Origin of the sequence: Sphingomonas sp. ACRSK (genome assembly GCF_022346685.1) — a bacterium.
Taxonomy (GTDB): Bacteria; Pseudomonadota; Alphaproteobacteria; order Sphingomonadales; family Sphingomonadaceae; genus Sphingomonas; species Sphingomonas molluscorum.
On record NZ_JAKRNR010000005.1, the window covers coordinates 89077 to 105842 of the forward strand.

The 16766-nt window shown below is 69.4% G+C and carries 12 protein-coding genes; 11 read left to right on the forward strand and 1 reads right to left on the reverse strand.

Annotated features, from left to right (window positions below):
• Window position 1 precedes the first annotated feature (1 nt).
• The 7 genes from MHZ35_RS04310 (at window position 2) to MHZ35_RS04340 (ending at window position 11160) form a co-directional block, all read left to right on the forward strand.
• Complete coding sequence (locus MHZ35_RS04310) at window positions 2-1657, forward strand: methyl-accepting chemotaxis protein (RefSeq protein WP_239434526.1); 1656 nt, start codon at window positions 2-4, stop codon at window positions 1655-1657.
• A gap of 10 nt (window positions 1658-1667) precedes the next feature.
• The gene (locus MHZ35_RS04315) at window positions 1668-3683 is read left to right on the forward strand and encodes a hybrid sensor histidine kinase/response regulator (protein ID WP_239434527.1); all 2016 of its coding nucleotides are present in this window, start codon (window positions 1668-1670) and stop codon (window positions 3681-3683) included.
• A 3-nt stretch (window positions 3684-3686) separates the two neighbouring features.
• Window positions 3687-4730 carry a chemotaxis protein CheB gene (locus MHZ35_RS04320; RefSeq protein WP_239434528.1) on the forward strand — a complete coding sequence of 348 codons (1044 nt, stop codon included), beginning with the start codon at window positions 3687-3689 and terminating at the stop codon, window positions 4728-4730.
• Window positions 4727-6391 carry an ATP-binding protein gene (locus MHZ35_RS04325; RefSeq protein ID WP_239434529.1) on the forward strand — a complete coding sequence of 555 codons (1665 nt, stop codon included), beginning with the start codon at window positions 4727-4729 and terminating at the stop codon, window positions 6389-6391. The genes MHZ35_RS04320 and MHZ35_RS04325 overlap by 4 nt, the downstream gene beginning before the upstream one ends.
• The gene (locus tag MHZ35_RS04330; RefSeq protein WP_239434530.1) at window positions 6388-8202 is read left to right on the forward strand and encodes a response regulator; all 1815 of its coding nucleotides are present in this window, start codon (window positions 6388-6390) and stop codon (window positions 8200-8202) included. Before MHZ35_RS04325 ends, MHZ35_RS04330 begins: the two co-directional genes overlap by 4 nt.
• Window positions 8203-8342: 140 nt before the next feature.
• Entirely contained in the window at window positions 8343-9038 is a 696-nt protein-coding gene (locus tag MHZ35_RS04335; RefSeq protein WP_239434531.1) for a murein L,D-transpeptidase catalytic domain family protein, read from the forward strand.
• Between the two features lie 70 nt (window positions 9039-9108).
• Complete coding sequence (locus MHZ35_RS04340) at window positions 9109-11160, forward strand: NAD(+) synthase (RefSeq protein ID WP_239434532.1); 2052 nt, start codon at window positions 9109-9111, stop codon at window positions 11158-11160.
• 129 nt (window positions 11161-11289) lie between these two features.
• Here MHZ35_RS04340 and MHZ35_RS04345 read toward each other — a convergent pair whose 3' ends face one another.
• Window positions 11290-12147: an oxygenase MpaB family protein gene (locus MHZ35_RS04345; RefSeq protein WP_239434533.1), complete on the reverse strand. Its 858-nt coding sequence runs from the start codon at window positions 12145-12147 to the stop codon at window positions 11290-11292.
• Window positions 12148-12287: 140 nt separating this feature from the next.
• Between MHZ35_RS04345 and MHZ35_RS04350 the strand changes: the two genes are divergently transcribed.
• The 4 genes from MHZ35_RS04350 (at window position 12288) to MHZ35_RS04365 (ending at window position 16748) form a co-directional block, all read left to right on the forward strand.
• Window positions 12288-13400 carry an S-(hydroxymethyl)glutathione dehydrogenase/class III alcohol dehydrogenase gene (locus MHZ35_RS04350; RefSeq protein ID WP_239434534.1) on the forward strand — a complete coding sequence of 371 codons (1113 nt, stop codon included), beginning with the start codon at window positions 12288-12290 and terminating at the stop codon, window positions 13398-13400.
• Window positions 13400-13783, forward strand: coding sequence for a VOC family protein (locus tag MHZ35_RS04355; protein WP_239434535.1), 384 nt, complete (start codon window positions 13400-13402; stop codon window positions 13781-13783). The genes MHZ35_RS04350 and MHZ35_RS04355 overlap by 1 nt, the downstream gene beginning before the upstream one ends.
• 14 nt (window positions 13784-13797) lie before the next feature.
• On the forward strand, window positions 13798-14637 hold the full coding sequence (fghA, locus tag MHZ35_RS04360) for an S-formylglutathione hydrolase (protein WP_239434536.1): 840 nt from the start codon (window positions 13798-13800) through the stop codon (window positions 14635-14637).
• A 146-nt stretch (window positions 14638-14783) separates the two neighbouring features.
• Complete coding sequence (locus MHZ35_RS04365; RefSeq protein WP_239434537.1) at window positions 14784-16748, forward strand: CocE/NonD family hydrolase; 1965 nt, start codon at window positions 14784-14786, stop codon at window positions 16746-16748.
• The last annotated feature ends 18 nt before the right edge of the window (window positions 16749-16766 follow it).

A 16766-nucleotide genomic window follows, 5' to 3' on the forward strand; every position in this document is an offset into this window, starting at 1 on the left:
CTTGTCGGTTTCCACTCGGATCGTTGCCGGGTTCGGCATCATCACGGCCATTCTGGTCGCGTTGGGCCTCTACTCGCTCCAGCAGGTTGGCGTGGTCCGCTCGAACGTCGACCGGATCGTCCAGCGTGACTATGCCGCGATCCTTGATGTCGACGCCATCGCTCGGACCGAGGCACGGATGCGCGAGGCGCGGCTGATGGCGGTGATGCATGCGATGCGCAGCGGCCGCGGCATTCCGGGCGACATCACCGACTGGCAGTCGCGCGCCAACGAAACGGCAGCCGCGCTCGCGAAGCTGACTGCAACCGCGGAGAAGAACCGCGAGACCGCGGTCAATCAGGGCCGCATCGAACAATGGCGCCAGCTGTCCGAGGGCGCGCAGGCGGTGCAGGCATCGTTCGATCGCCTGCGCCCCGCGAGCGCACGCCAGCTGGAGATGCTGGAGAACGGCAACATCGAGGGTGCGATCGAGGCGGGCGAAGAGATCGATCGCCACCATGCCGCGCTCGCGCAGAGCCTCGGCCAGGTCCGCACGATCGTCAGCAACACGATCGAGGTCGGGCGGCGCGCGACCCAGGACGTCTATGAAAGCACGCGCACGTCGATCCTGATCGGGCTGCTGATCGCGATCGCGGTCAGCGTCGTGGTCGCCTTCACGATCCGCCGCTCGATCACTGGGCCGCTGAGCGACTTCATGAGTTTCGCCGGCCGCATCGGCGAAGGCGACCTGTCGGGCGAGACGCGCATCACCGGCAGCGACGAACTCGGCCAGCTGGGCGCCACCCTCAACACGATGGTGGTGGGCCTGCGCGAGATCGCCCGCCAGAGCCGCGCCGCGACCGAGGACCTGAACGCCGCCGCCACCGAGATCCGCGCCTCCACCCAGGAGCAGGCCGCGTCGGTCGAGGAACAGCTCGCCGCCGTGCAGGAAACCGCCGCTACCGTCGACGAGATCACCCATTCGGGCGCCCAGATAACGCTGCGCGCGCAGGAAGTGATCGCCGCGGCCCAAGCCACCGCCCAGACCAGCGACACCGGCCGCAGCGCGGTCCACGACACCGCCCGCGCGATGGATGCGATCCGCGAACAGGCCGAGGCGGTCGCCGGCAACATCGTCGCCCTGTCGGAAAAGACGCAGACCATCGGCGACATCATCGCGACGGTGAACGACGTCTCGGAACGCTCCCACCTCCTCGCCCTCAACGCCTCGATCGAGGCGGCGGCGGCCGGCGAGCAGGGTCGCAGCTTCGCGATCGTCGCGTCGGAGATGAAGACGCTGGCGGACCAGGCGAAGTCCGCCACCCGCAACGTCCGCTCGATCCTGGGCGACATTCAGCGCGGCATCAACGCCTCGGTCATGCTGACGGAAGAGGCGGTGAAGCGCGTCGCCTCCGGCAAGGAGCGCACCGACGCCAGCCAGTCGGCGATCAACGAACTGGCGACACGGGTGCAGGAGAACGTCCACACCTTCCAGCAGATCGTCGCCTCCACCAACCAGCAGCAGATCGGCATCGAGCAGGTGACGATCGCCCTGCAGAACATCCGCCAGGCGAGCCAGCAGACCGCGGCCAGCACCCGCCAGCTGGACCAGGCGGCGGGCGACCTCACCCAGCTGTCGCGGACGCTGGTGAGCCTGACCGAACGCTACCGCGTCTGAGGACGGGCGGGTGGACGAACTCCGCGCAGAACTGCTCGCGGCCTTCGCCGCCGAGCTTGCCGAGCACATGGCCGGCATCCGCGAGGCGCTTGCGGATGCCGCCGCCGGCCGTCCGGTCGATTTGCGCGAGTTCAGCCGCCGTACCCACAGCCTGAAGGGGGCCGCGCGTGCGGTCGATCTGCCGGCGACCGAAGCGGCTGCCCATGCGGCCGAGACCATCCTGCTCGCCGCAGAGCGCGGGGAACGCGCGCTCGATGCCACCACGCTCGCCGAGCTGCGCACCCTGGCCGACGCGATCGAGGACGGCGCCCGCAGCGACACCAAGCAAGAGGACGCGCCCGAGGCGACCGCCGCGGCATCCCCGACGCAGACGGGCCGCGTGCATGTCGCCGGCCGCCACGTCGAGCGACTCGCCCGTTCGGTCCACGACCTTGCCAACCACATTTCCGAGCAGGATCGGATCATGGAGATGGTCGAGGTGCTCGGGGCCGAGCTGGCTGACATGCCTGCCACGCAGGACGGCGAGCTTGCCCGCCGCATCGCCCGCCTGGTCGGCAGCACGGAACGGCTGCGCCGTGAGGTCGGCCGCCAGCGCTGGGCGCTGGACCGCGCCGCCGCCAACATCGAGCGCGACGCCGAACGCATCCTGCTGCTGCCCGTCGCCACCCTCTTCGAGGGCCATGAGCGGATGGTCCGCGACCTCGCAGCCAGCCAGGGCAAGTTCGCCGAACTCGTCATGGAACCGATCGAGGCGGAGGCGGATCGCCGCGTGCTCCAGGCCCTGCGCGAGCCGTTGCTCCACCTGCTGCGCAACGCGGTCAGCCATGGGATCGAACCGCCGGCCGTGCGCGCCCGGGCGGGCAAGCCGGAGGGTGGCACGATCAGCGTGCTCCCCACCACCGACCGCGGCCGCCTCAACATCGTCATCCGGGACGATGGCGCCGGACTCGATCCCAAGGCGATCGAGGCGCGCGCTCGGGAGGCGGGACTGATCGCCGCCGGCGCGCCGACACCCTCCCGACGCGGCCTCTACGCGCTGCTGTTCGAGCAGGGCTTCTCGACCAGCCGGACCGTGGACGAGGTTTCGGGCCGCGGCATCGGCCTTTCCGTCGTGGCGGAGACGGTGCGCCGGCTGCACGGCCGCGTCCGCATCCTGCCCGGCCGTCCGACGGGCACCGAGATCCGCCTGTCGGTGCCGCTCGCCCTCGCCCGCCAGGCCCTGTTGCTGGTGGAGGCCGGCGGCGCCCGGCACGCCCTCCCCGCGGCGAGCGTCGACCGCGTGCTCCGCCTCACCCCGGATGCGTTCGACCGTACCGAGGGCGGTGCGGTGCTGATGCTGCAGGAGGAGGCGGTGCCGGTGGCAGAGCTGGCCGACCTCCTCGGCCTGCCGGCGTCCGAAGCGCCCGACGGCGCTCGCCCCGCGGTGGTGATCGAGGGCTCGGACCAGCGCCGCGTGCTGCTGGTGGACGCGCTCGACGACGTCCGCTCGCTGGTAGTGGGTGATCCGACGGCGGTTGCCGCCGACGTGCCGCTGATCTGGGGAACGGTGCTGCTGGAGGACGGCATCGCGCTCGTGCTGGAGCCGGAGGCGCTGCTCGCCGCCGACGCGTCCGGCCCCCGCCGCCGTCCGCGCATCGCGCCTGCGACCCGGCCGGTGCAGCGCACGGTGCTCGTCGTCGACGACTCGATCACCACCCGCACCCTCGAAAAGAGCATCCTGGAGGCGCAGGGCTACCGCGTCCTGATCGCGGTCGACGGGCTTGCCGGGCTGGAGCAGCTGCGCGCTGGGATCGAGCCGATCGACCTGGTGGTGGCAGACGTGGAAATGCCGCGCATGGACGGTTTCGGATTGCTCACGGCAATACGGAACGATCCGGCCCTGCAAGCGCTTCCCGTCGTCATGATGACCTCGCGAAACAGCCCGGACGATATCGAGCGTGGACTCCAGCTGGGTGCGAATGCCTATGTGACGAAGCAGGAGTTCGACCAGGGGACGCTGATCTCCGTCGTACAGCAGCTGGTCTGATCCATGGCAACGCGCCCGATCCGCGTCATGATCGTCGAGGACTCGCTCGTCGTTCGCACCCTGCTCACGCACATCATCGCGGGCGACCCCCGGCTTGAGGTGGTGGCCGCCGTCGCCAGCGCCGAAGAGGCGCTGGCGCAATTGGCGGCGATCCGCCCCGACGTAATCTCGATGGATATCCGCCTCCCCGGCATGGACGGGCTCGAGGCGACGCGCCAGATCATGGCCGATCAGCCGACGCCGATCGTCGTCATCTCCGCCAGCTTCGATCGCACCCAGCTCAATCCCACCATGGACGCGCTGCGCGCCGGCGCGCTCGCCGCCGTGGAGAAGCCGGTCGGCATCGCCGATCCCGAATACCGCACCATCGCCGCCGAGATCCGCACCCAGCTCGTCATCATGAGCCAGGTGGCCGTGGTCCGCCGGCGCATGCGCACGCCGCTTGCCGGCGCGCCGACCGCCGGGCGGCCGCGCATTGCGCCGCGAATGCTGTTGTGCGCCGCCTCCACCGGCGGCCCTCAGGCGCTGGCCAAGCTGTTCAACAGCCTTCCCGCCGACCTGTCGCTGCCGGTGCTGCTCGTCCAGCACATGGGCGGCGCCTTCATGGACGGGTTCGCCAGCTGGCTGGACAGCGTCGTGCCGCAGCGGGTCGAACTCGCCCGCGCCGCCGTCCTGCCCCAGCCGGGCACCATATATGTGGCGCCGGGCGACCGGCACCTGACCCTGATGCCTTCGGGCAAGCTGGGGCTGTCGGAGGCGCCGCCCGTCGGCGGCCAGCGGCCGGCCGCGACCGTGTTGTTCACCAGCGCCGCGGCGGCGCTCGATGGTGCCGCGCTCGCCGTCGTCCTGACCGGCATGGGAGAGGACGGGGCTGCGGGCGTCCGCCAGCTGGTCGACGCCGGTGGGGCCGCGATCGCGGAGCATGAGAGCACGGCGGTCGTGAACGGCATGCCGGCCGCCGCGGTGCGCCAGGGCGCGCTGGCGTTGCCGCTCGATCTGATCGGCCCCCATGTGAAGCGGATCCTGGCCCGCGAGGTCGTGCAGTGAGCGAAGACGCGTCGCCGCACCTGTTGCTGGTCGAGGATTCGGACACCCAGGCGCTGGTCTTCCGGCGGACGCTGGAGGGCTTCGGCTTCACCGTGGACCGGACCCGCACGGCCGAGGACGCACTGGTCAGTCTCAACGAGGCGCTGCCCGACCTGCTGGTGGTCGATTATCGGCTGCCCGGCATGAACGGGGACGAGCTGGTGCGCATCCTGCGCCAGACGGGCCACACCCGCACGCTGCCGATCATCATGCTCACCAGCGACGAGGCGAGCGAGGTGGAGCGCCAGGGGCTCGACAGCGGCGCCAATGCCTATGTGCCCAAGGCGAGCGGCCCGCAGCTGCTGGTGTCGCGCATGCGCTCGCTGTTGCGCCAGCGGCGCTCCGTGCCGGGCAACGGCACGGCGGGCGGCTTCCGCCAGGCCCGGCTGCTGGTCGCAGTGGCGGACCCGATCTACCGCGACTGGCTGCGGGGGCTGCTAACTGGGGACGGTCATGCGGTCAGCGTCGCCGGAGACGAGCAGGCGATGCTCGCCGCGGTTACGGAGGAGGAGTTCGACGGCGTTCTCGTCGGCCCGGCCCCCGAAGGCGAGGACCCGTTCGCCTGGGTCCGTGCGCTGGATCGCCAGCGGCAGGCGGACAGCGCCGGGTTCGAGATCGCCGCCCTGTCCGAGGTCGCCGATCCCGCACAGACGCTTGCCGGGCTCGGCGCCGGTGCCGACGACGTGCTGCCCAGCCGGGACGAGCGCGACATGCTCCTCGTGCGGGTGCGTTCGATCCTCCGCCGCAAGCTCGCCCGCGACGACGAGGCGGCGGGCGCCGCCCGCGAGCGGGAACGCGAGCTGGCACTCGCCCATGCGCGCGCCCAGGCGGAGGCGAGCGACGCCCTCGCCGCCGCCAACCGCGAGCTGGAGGCGGCGAACGCCCAGTTGCGCGAAACGCAGGCACAGCTGGTCCAGTCCGCCAAGATGGCGTCGTTGGGTGAGCTCGTCGCCGGCATCGCGCACGAGATCAACAACCCGCTCGCCTTCATCCTCGCCCACCACGCCACCGTGGAGCGGGCCGTGCAGGACGCAACGACCGCCGAGGACGACACCCGCACCAAGCGCCTCGCCAAGGCTGCGGAGCGCCTGGGTTCGATCCGCACCGGGCTGGTGCGCATCCAGGATCTGGTGGTGAAGCTGCGCCGCTTCTCGCGTCTCGATGATGGCGAATGGTCGCTCGTCGACATTCCGGAGGCGATCGACTCGGTGCTGACGCTGCTCCAGCCGAAGATCCCCGCGACCGTCACGATCGAGCGGCGCTACGGCCCCGTCCGCACGCTCGAAAGCTCGCCGGCGCTGGTCAACCAGGTGGTGATGAACATCATCTCGAACGCGGTCGACGCGGTCGATCCCACCACCGGCCGCATCGTCATCGAGACCTCGACCCGCGACGACCGGTTCTTCATCGCGATCACCGACAACGGCCCCGGCATCCCGCCGGAGGTACGCGAGCGGGTGTTCGAACCCTTCTTCACCACCAAGGACGTGGGCTCCGGCACGGGCCTGGGCCTGGCGATCGCCTATGGCGTCGTTCGGTCGCACGGTGGCGAGATCACGATCGAATCGGGCGACGAAGGTGGCGCCCGCTTCCTCTTGGCGGTACCTCTGCATCGACAATGACCGATTCCAACGATTCCGAATTGCCCAAGGTTCTGGTCGTCGACGACGAGCAGGAGATCCTCGTCGCGCTGGAGGACCTGCTGGAGGACCGCTACCGGCTGCTCTCCTCCACCTCCCCCGTGGCAGCGCTCGAGATCGTCAAGGCGAACCCGGACCTGGCGGTGATCATCTCCGATCAGCGGATGCCGGAGATGCCGGGCAACGTGTTCCTCGCCCGGGCACGTCCCTATAGCGATGCCGACGCGATCCTGCTGACCGGCTATGCGGACCTGTCGGCGGTCGTGTCGGCCGTCAACGAAGGTGCCATCAGCGGCTATGCCGCCAAGCCGTGGGAGCCGGAGGCACTGCGGGCGATGGTCGCCGCCGCCGCCGAGCGGCAGAAGCTGCGCGCCGCGCTCCGCTTCGAACAATCCGCCTTCCTCGGGCTGATGCAGGCGTCGGCCGACCAGATTTCCGTGCTCGATCGCCATCATCGCCTGATCCGCGGCAACCACGATCGTGTCGAGAACGCGACCGCGGGCGATGTACGCGACAAGGATGAGGCGGCGCTCGCCAGCGGCAGCTATTCCGAAGAGGATCTGCAGAGCGGGGGCGAGGATGAGGACGAGCGCTGGACCCGCGTCCGACGGATCCCCTTCGGCGTCAGCGACAGCGACCGCCACCTGCTCAAGATCGAGTCGGACGAGACCGACCGCCGCCTCGCCGCCCGCCGGCTCCACCAGGCCGAAAAGCTCCAGGCGCTCGGAACGCTCGCAGGCGGCATCGCCCATGATTTCAACAACCTACTCGCTGCCATTCTCGGCAACCTCGAACTCGCCGAACGCTCGCTGGACAAGCCGGATCGGCTCACCCGCTTCCTGGCCAACGCCCGCTCGGCGGCCGGCCGCGGCTCGGCGATCACGCGCCGCCTGCTGAGCTTCAGCCGCCAGCGCGACCTCGCCGCCGAGACCTTCCGCCCGGACGAGGCGATCCGCGATCTGGAGGAACTCGTCGCCCGCACCATGGCCGGTCGCGTCTCCCTGACGCTCGACCTCCAGGCGGACGGCGCGATCCACGCCGATCCCGGCCAGTTCGAACTCGCCATCGTCAACCTGTGCATCAACGCGCGCGATGCCATGGCCAACGGTGGGGAGATCGTCATCTCCAGCGCCCGCGCCCCCGGGCCGCCGGAGCTGGCGCATGCGGGCGACTGCATCCGCATCGCGGTGCGCGATAATGGTGCCGGCATTCCCGAGCACCTGCGCGACCGCGTGTTCGAGCCGTTCTTCACCACCAAGCCGCATGGCGAGGGCACGGGCCTCGGCCTGCCGATGGTCCGCGCCATGGCGGAAGCGTCTGGCGGCACCGTCACGATCGACAGCCGCGTCGGCGAGGGCACGACGGTGACCCTGTGGTTCCCCCGCCTGGAGCCGGTCGAGGCTGCTGCGGCCGTTGCCGCTCAGGCGGCGGAGACCCCTTCGCTGCGGGTGCTGGCGGTGGAGGACGACGCCGAAGTCCGGGCCGTGCTCGTCGCGCATCTGACGGGCGCCGGGCACCAGGTGATCGAGGCGGACGGCGCCCAGGCGGCGCTGCACGCGCTGGAGAGCGACGCCGCAATCGATCTGCTCGTCACCGACTATGCCATGCCGGACATCTCGGGCCTCGATCTCTACCGGGTGGCGAGCGAGCGGCGACCTGGCCTGCGTGCGATCCTCGTGACGGGTTTCGCCGATGTCGAGGACGGCAGCGTGCCCCTCCCGGTCCTTACCAAGCCCTTTACCGGGGACCAGCTGAAGGCGACGATCGCGCGCGTCCTGACTCCGGCCGACTGAGCGACAAGGCCTTGGAACGCGACGGCCCGGGCAATCCCCGGGGCGGTTGAACTTGCATAAAATGTCACCAAATTAGATACTTGAGAGCGCACGACGGCCCCGATGGGCCGCTGTCCTCACCATCTTCTCTTGGAGGCAGGATGCAGTTTGACGACACCGTTCGCTCGCGCCGCGCAATGCTGGGTTCGATCGCCGCGCTGGGCGCCTTTGCCGTGACGCGCAGCACGCTGGGTGGCACCGACCGCCCCGCGCCCCGCACCGTGCCGACCCCGGTCCGCCAGCGCATCTTTGCCGAGCCGAAGGCCGCCAGCGTCTCCGCGCCCCGTGGCGTGCAGCCCGAACTGTTCGACCGCGCGATTGCGGCGCTCGACGCGCATGGCGACACCATCCGCCGTCGTGACCGCATCGCGATCGCCGATTTCGATGCGCCGTCCAGCGAGCACCGCTTCCAGTTCATCGACCTGGAGGGGGGGAAGGTCACGCGCCTGCTCGTCTCGCACGGCAGCGGCTCCGATCCGGCGCACTCGGGCAAGCTCCAGCGCTTCTCCAACCAGCCGAATTCGAACGCGACCTGCGAGGGCGCCTTCGTCACTGCCGACTACTACGTGGGCAAGCACGGCCGCTCGCAGCGCGTGATCGGCCTCGATCCGACCAACGACAACGCCCGCGACCGTGCGATCGTGATTCACGGCGCCTGGTACGCCAACCCGGACATGCTCAAGACCCACGGCATGCTCGGCCGCAGCCAAGGCTGCTTCGCGGTCGGCGAGCAGGACCTGCCGCAGGTGTTCGCGATGCTGGGCGAAGGGCGGATGATCTACGCCGGCAAGGCGTGATCCGAGGCGAAGCCACAACGCGCGAAAATGGGTGACGTAGCTTCTCGCCGTCTCGCGCGTTACGCTTCGCATGATGACGCAACACCGCTTCTATTCGATCCACCGGCACGGCCTGATCCGCGTTGGTGCCTGCACCCCGCTCGCCACTGCCGGCGACCCGGCCGCCAATGCCGAGGCGACGATCGCGCTCGCCCGGCAAGGCCATGAGGCCGCCGCCGACCTGCTGGTCTTCCCGGAGCTCAATCTCTCCTCCTACGCCATCGACGACCTGCACCTGCAGGACGCGCTGTGCGAGGCGGCCGAAGCAGCACTCGCCCGGGTGGTGGAAGCGAGCACCGATCTGCGCCCGGTGCTGCTGGTCGGCGCGGCGCTGCGCCGCAACGGCCGGCTCTACAATTGCGCCGTCGCCGTTTCTCGCGGCCGCATCCTGGGCGTCGTCCCCAAGAGCTTCCTGCCCAACTACCGCGAATATTACGAGAAGCGCTGGTTCGCCGAGGGCGCGGGCCTCACCGGGCTGGAGATCACCGTCGCCGGCCAGCGCGTGCCGTTCGGCACCGACCTGATCTTCGCGGCCGAGGACCTGCCCGACTTCGTCTTCCATGCCGAAATCTGCGAGGACTTCTGGGCGCCCACCCCGCCCTCGACCGCCGGCGCGCTCGCGGGCGCGCTGATCCTGTGCAATCTCTCCGCCTCCAACATCGTCGTCGGCAAGGCGCGCGATCGCGAGATGCTGTGCGCCGCCCAGTCCGCGCGCGCGGTCGGCGCCTATGTCTATTCGGCTGCCGGCCCGGGCGAGAGCACGACCGATCTGTCGTGGGACGGTCAGGGGCTGGTCTATGAACTGGGCGAGCAGCTCGCCGCCTCGCACCGCTTCGCCAGTGCCGACGCGACCATCTATGCCGACGTCGATGCCGGCCGCATCCGGCTGGAGCGGATGCGCATGGGCACGTTCAACGACGCCGCCGCCGCGTCAGGCCACCCGGAGACGCGCTTCCGCCGCATCGGCTTCGCGCACCAGCCGGACTTCGCCGACGTCGGCCTCAAGCGCCAAGTGCGTCGCTTCCCCTTCGTACCCAGCAACCCCGTGTCGCTGGACGAGGACTGCTATGAAGCGTTCAACATCCAGGTGGAGGCGCTGCGCAAGCGGATCGTCGCGACCGGTGCCAAGCGGCTGGTGATCGGCGTGTCAGGCGGGCTTGATTCTACCCATGCCCTGATCGTCGCGGCCAAGGCGTTCGACCGTCTCGACCGCCCGCGCTCCGACATCCTGGGCTTCACCATGCCGGGCTTCGCCACCAGCGAGGGCACCAAGGCCAATGCCTGGACGCTGATGAACGCGCTCGGCATCACCGGCGACGAGATCGACATCCGGCCGGCCGCGCGCCAGATGCTCGCCGACATGGACCACCCCTTCGGGCGCGGCGAGCCGGTCTACGACATCGCGTTCGAGAATGTGCAGGCGGGCCTGCGCACCGACTATCTCTTCCGCCTCGCCAACCAGCGCGAGGGCTTCGTGCTCGGCACCGGCGACCTGTCGGAGCTGGCGCTCGGCTGGTGCACCTATGGCGTCGGCGACCAGATGAGCCATTATGCGGTCAACGCCGGCGTGCCCAAGACGCTGATCCAGTATCTCATCCGCTGGGCGATCCAGACCGACCAGTTCGACGCGCCCACCAACCAAGTGCTCGACGCGATCCTCGCGACCGAGATCTCGCCAGAGCTCGTGCCGGCCGGCGACGATGGCCAATTGCAGAGCACCGAAAGCAAGGTCGGCCCCTACGAGCTGCACGACTTCTTCCTGCACCACATCGTCCGCCAGGGGCTGTCCCCCTCCAAGGTCGCGTTCCTCGCCTGGCACGCGTGGAAGGACAGCGAAGGCGGCGCCTGGCCGATCGACTTCCCGCAGGCCAAGCGCAACGCCTATGACCTGGAGACGATCGCCCGCTGGCTCGAATCCTTCCTGTGGCGCTTCTTCCAGACCAGCCAGTTCAAGCGCTCGGCGATCCCCAACGGCCCGAAGGTGTCCGGCGGCGGCGCGCTCAGCCCCCGCGGCGACTGGCGCGCGCCCTCGGACGGCGTGGCCAAGCCGTGGGTCGAGGAACTGCGCGCGGCGCTGCCGTAAGGCCCCTCCAACTTGTGCTCCCGCGAAGGCGGGAGCCCAGGGTTCCGAACGCCACCGATCGTTGTTCTGCCTGTCCCTGGATCCCTGCCTCCGCAGGGATACGGTGGGCGTTGGGGAAGGGAGGTCCCCCTACCCCCGCCGCGCCTGCGCCTCCGCATTGCGGCCGTTGAGCGCCCAGCGCAGCATCACCCCCACGCCCCGCGCACCGGCGCGGACGAGCGGCCCCTCGGCGGGCCGCTCGCGCAGCTGGAGCATCGCGCGTGCCCAGGCCGGCAGCAGGTCGATCGCCGCCCGCATGGTGAGGTCGCCGAACGGCCGCATCGCCAGGTTCGGCGCCGGCTGCGACAGAAGCGCCTGCAGCACCGTATGCGTGCGCTCGTCGAAGCGCAGCTGCGGCCGCACGTCCATCAGATACGCATCGATCTCGCGCCGACCGGTCGGCACGTCCTCGGCCCCCAACCGCCGCGCAACCTCGGCGTACTCGGCGAAGTACCGGTCCTGCTCGGCCGCCGACAGCGGAGCCCGGTAGCGCAGGTATCCGGACAGGAACATCCGCACTTCCGCGACATGGATCCAGGTCAGCAGTTCGGGATCGTTCGCGTCATAGGGCGTTCCGTCCGGCAGCGTGCCGTGCACCCGGTCGTGGATTGCGCGCACCCGCCCGATCAGCCGCTCCGCCTCGCCGGTCGCGCCATAGGTGGTGCCGGCGATGAACTGCGCCGTCCGCTTCAGCCGTCCCAGCATGTCGCGCTGGAAGTTCGAATGATCCCACACGCCGGCCAGCGCCAGCGGGTGGAGCATCTGCAACATCAGCGCGGCCGTTCCCCCGATCATCATCGAGGTGAAGTCGCCGTGGACGCGCCAGCACACGGAAGCAGGCCCGAACAGCCCGTCGTCCCCCGGCGGGCGGCTGAGGTCGATCGCCCCGTCCCCCGCGCCTGTCAGCGCCCGCACCTGCTTCGCGATCGTCTGGCGTACCGTGTCCATGTCCTTCCCAACGCGCCAGCCGGTGCCGCGTGCCCGTCTAGATAGGGTGTCCCGGGCAGTTCCGCAGCCCGGACCGGTTGCGCCGTCCCGCGGTTTCGCTATCCCCGCTCCATCCCCCGTTTCCAATCGCGAGAACCCCCATGAAGACACGCGCCGCCGTCGCTTTCGAAGCGAAGAAGCCGCTGGAGATCGTCGAGCTCGATCTCGAAGGCCCCAAGCCCGGTGAGGTGCTGGTCGAGATCATGGCCACCGGCATCTGCCACACCGACGCCTACACCCTCGACGGCTTCGACTCCGAGGGCATCTTCCCGTCCGTGCTCGGCCATGAAGGCGCGGGCATCGTGCGCGAGGTCGGCGCCGGCGTCACCAGCGTGAAGCCGGGTGACCACGTCATCCCGCTCTACACGCCCGAATGCCGCCAGTGTAAGTCGTGCCTGTCGGGCAAGACCAACCTGTGCACCGCGATCCGCGCGACCCAGGGCAAGGGGCTGATGCCGGACGGCACCACGCGCTTCTCCTACAAGGGCCAGCCGATCTTTCACTACATGGGCTGCTCGACCTTCTCGAACTTCACCGTGCTGCCGGAGATCGCGGTGGCCAAGATCCGCGAGGACGCGCCCTTCCAGACCAGCTGCTACATCGGCTGCGGCGTGACGACCGGCGTTGGCGCGGTAGTCAACACCGCCAAGGTGCAGGTCGGCGATAACATCGTCGTTTTCGGCCTGGGCGGCATCGGCCTCAACGTGCTCCAGGGCGCCAAGCTCGCGGGTGCCAACAAGATCATCGGTGTCGACATCAACCCGGACCGCGAAGGCTGGGGCCGCCAGTTCGGCATGACCGACTTCATCAACGGTCGCGGAAAGTCGCGCGAGGAAGTGATCGCCGAGATCCTGGCGCTCACCGACGGCGGCGCCGACTATACCTTCGACTGCACCGGCAATACCGAGGTGATGCGCACCGCGCTGGAGGCGTGCCACCGCGGCTGGGGCACCTCGATCATCATCGGCGTGGCCGAAGCCGGCAAGGAAATCAGCACCCGTCCGTTCCAGCTGGTGACCGGCCGCAACTGGCGCGGCACCGCGTTCGGCGGCGCCAAGGGGCGCACCGACGTGCCCAAGATCGTCGACTGGTACATGGACGGCAAGATCGCGATCGACCCGATGATCACCCACGTGCTGACGCTGGAGGAGATCAACAAGGGCTTCGACCTGATGCATGCCGGCGAGAGCATCCGCAGCGTGGTGGTCTACTGATGTTCAGCCACCTCATGGTCGGCGCCGACGACATCGCGACGTCCAAGGCGTTCTACGACGCCGCGCTTGGCGCGCTCGGCATCCCGGCCGGCGTGGTCGATGAATGGGGCCGCTTCGTCTATATGCATGGCGGCGGTCGTTTCCTGGTGACGCGGCCGATCAATGGTGAGCCCGCCAGCCCGGCCAACGGCAGCACGATCGGCTTTGCCGCCGCGTCGCCCGAGGCAGCGGACGCCTGGCACGCGGCCGGCCTCGCGAACGGCGGCACCGCGATCGAGAACCCGCCCGGCATCCGCCACGGGACCGCGGGCCGGACTCTCTACCTCGCCTATCTGCGCGACCCGGCCGGCAACAAGCTCTGCGCGTCGCACCGCATCGCGTGATCGAAAGACGCACCATGGCTCTCGAAACCGTCTCCACCAGCACCTCGCACGGCGGCATCCAGGGCGTGTATCGCCACGCCTCCACCGCGACGGGCACGCCGATGACCTTCTCCGTGTTCGTGCCCGCCCACGACCCTGGCGAGCGGCTGCCGGTGCTCTGGTATCTGTCCGGCCTCACCTGCACCCACGCCAATGTCACCGAAAAGGGCGAGTTCCGCGCTGCCTGCGCCGAGCACCGCGTGATCTTCATCGCGCCGGACACGTCGCCGCGCGGTGAGGGTGTGCCGGATGCGGAGGGTTACGACTTCGGCCAGGGCGCGGGCTTCTACCTCGATGCGACGCAGGCGCCCTGGTCGACGCACTTCCACATGCGCTCCTACATCGAGGACGAACTTCCGGCACTGATTGAGGCCGAGTTCCCGATGGCGGACATGGCGCGCCAGTCGATCACCGGCCATTCGATGGGCGGGCACGGTGCGCTCACCATCGCCCTGCGCAATCCCGACCGCTTCCGCAGCGTCTCCGCCTTTGCGCCGATCGCCTCGGCGATGAATTCCTCCTGGGGTGAAAAGGCGCTGGCCGGCTATCTCGGCACCAACCTCGCGGCATGGCGCGCTCATGATGCGTGCGCGCTGATCGCGGACGGCGCGCGCCTGCCCGAGTTGCTGGTCGACCAGGGCGACGCCGACGATTTCCTCAAGCAGCTCAAGCCCGAGCTGCTGCGCGAGGCGTGCGACGCGGCCGGCATCCCGCTCACCCTGCGCATGCAGCCGGGCTACGACCACAGCTACTATTTCATCTCCACCTTCATGCCCGACCATGTCGCCTGGCACGCGAAGCGCCTGGACGGCTGATCGCCTCTCCCTGACCAGTGCTCCTGCGAAAGCAGGAGCACCAAGACTCACGGCATCGCGCCAAGCCGCTTTACTCGGCGGCCCCGCACCGCAACAATGCGCGCAGCGCCCCTCGTTCCTCGGGCGCCGCACCCAAGGATCTGCCGATGCGCCTGCGCCCTGCCCTGCTTGCTGCCCCGATGTTGTTCGCCGCCCTAACCGCGCAGGTGGCGCCGCCCGCCCCCAAGGACGTCGATACCCGGACCGAGGCGAGCACCGGCGACATTCCCGCCAACTTCACCATGCCGAAGACCGCCTACGACTATGATCGTCGCGAGATCATGGTGCCGATGCGCGACGGGACGAAGCTGCACACGGTCATCATCGTGCCCAAGGGCGCGACCAACGCGCCGATCCTGCTGACGCGCACGCCCTACAACGCCTCCGGCCGCGCCTCGCGCACCGACAGCCCCAACATGCTGTCCGCGCTGCCGCAGGGCGACGAGGTGTTCGTGAACGACGGCTACATCCGCGTCTTCCAGGACATCCGCGGCAAGTTCGGCTCCGAGGGCGACTATGTCGTCACGCGGCCCGTGATCGGTCCGCTCAACCGCACCAAGGTCGATCACGTCACCGACGCCTATGACACTATCGACTGGCTGGTGAACAAGGCGAACCTTCCCGAATCCAATGGCCGCGTCGGCATGCTCGGCTCGTCCTATGAGGGCTTCACGGTGGTGATGGCGCTGCTCGGGCCGCACCCGGCGCTCAAGGTAGCAGCACCGCAGAGCCCGATGATCGACGGCTGGATGGGCGACGACTGGTTCCACTATGGCGCCTTCCGCCAAGCGAACATCGGCTGGATCGGCTCGCAGAGCGGCTTCAAGGGCGCGGGCAAGCAGCCGCCCTCGACCGGCCTCGACGACTACGAGACCTTCCGCCGCATCGGCTCGGCCGGGGCATGGGCCAAGCAGTCCGGCTTCGACCAGCTGCCCTTCTGGCGCCGCATGTCGGAGCATCCCGCCTATGACGCGGAATGGCAGGGCCAGGCGCTCGACAAGATGGTCGCGGCCAACCCCTCCAACGTGCCGACGCTCTGGATCCAGGGCCTGTGGGACCAGGAGGACATGTACGGCGCGATCATGAGCTGGGAGGCGCTCAAGGCCGTGGGCAAGGCCGGCAACAACCACCTCGTCATGGGGCCGTGGCGGCACAGCCAGGTCAATTACGACGGCTCCTCGCTCGGCCCGCTCAAGTGGGACGGCGACACCGCGCTCCAGTTCCGCCGCGACGTGCTGCTGCCCTTCTTCAACCGCTATCTGCGCGACAACGCGCCTGCGTACGAAGCGCCGCCGGTGCTGATCTACAACACCGGTGCGAACCACTGGGACCGGCTCGCCACCTGGCCGCTCGCCTGTGAAAAGGACTGCGCACGTCCGCTGACGCCGCTGTACCTCCAGGGCAATTACAGCCTGTCGTTCGGCAAGCCCGCGGGCGGCGCCGACAGCTATGTCTCCGATCCCGCCAAGCCCGTGCCCTATCTCGCCCGGCCGGTATCGTTCGCAGACTCCGCGCGCTGGAAGGAGTGGCTGGTGAGCGACCAGCGTTCGGTCGACGGCCGCCCGGACGTGCTGACCTATCAGACCGAGGTGCTGACCGCGCCGACGCGCGTCTCCGGCGCGCCGATCGCGGACCTGTTCGCCCGCACCACCGGCACGGACGGCGACTTCGTGGTCAAGCTGATCGACGTCTATCCGGACGAGGTCGCCTCCGATCCGAAGATGGGCGGCTATCAGCTGCCGATCGCGCTCGATATCTTCCGCGGCCGCTATCGCGACAGCTTCGAGAAGCCGACGCCGATCCCGGCCAACAAGGTCCAGCGCTACCGCTTCCGCCTGCCGACCGTGAACCATGTGTTCCAGCCGGGCCACCGCATCATGGTGCAGATCCAGTCGACGCTGTTCCCGCTCTACGACCGCAACCCGCAGAAGTATGTGCCCAACATCTTCTTCGCCAAGCCGGCGGACTATCAGAGGGCGACGGTGACGATCGAGCATACTACCGGCTCGCCCACCGCCGTGTGGCTACCGGTAGTGCCGGTCGACCAGCCGCAGGTACAGGCGGCCCGCTGATCGGCCGGGGCGGCGCCG

Bases quoted from the DNA above. Each gene is read 5' to 3' on its own strand.
- MHZ35_RS04320 (WP_239434528.1), top strand. From the start codon at position 3,687: ATGGCAACGCGCCCGATCCGCGTCATGATCGTCGAGGACTCGCTCGTC.
- fghA (WP_239434536.1), top strand. From the start codon at position 13,798: ATGGCTCTCGAAACCGTCTCCACCAGCACCTCGCACGGCGGCATCCAG.
- MHZ35_RS04365 (WP_239434537.1), top strand. From the start codon at position 14,784: ATGCGCCTGCGCCCTGCCCTGCTTGCTGCCCCGATGTTGTTCGCCGCC.
- MHZ35_RS04335 (WP_239434531.1), top strand. From the start codon at position 8,343: ATGCAGTTTGACGACACCGTTCGCTCGCGCCGCGCAATGCTGGGTTCG.
- MHZ35_RS04350 (WP_239434534.1), top strand. From the start codon at position 12,288: ATGAAGACACGCGCCGCCGTCGCTTTCGAAGCGAAGAAGCCGCTGGAG.
- MHZ35_RS04345 (WP_239434533.1), bottom strand. From the start codon at position 12,147: ATGGACACGGTACGCCAGACGATCGCGAAGCAGGTGCGGGCGCTGACA.
- MHZ35_RS04355 (WP_239434535.1), top strand. From the start codon at position 13,400: ATGTTCAGCCACCTCATGGTCGGCGCCGACGACATCGCGACGTCCAAG.
- MHZ35_RS04330 (WP_239434530.1), top strand. From the start codon at position 6,388: ATGACCGATTCCAACGATTCCGAATTGCCCAAGGTTCTGGTCGTCGAC.
- MHZ35_RS04340 (WP_239434532.1), top strand. From the start codon at position 9,109: ATGATGACGCAACACCGCTTCTATTCGATCCACCGGCACGGCCTGATC.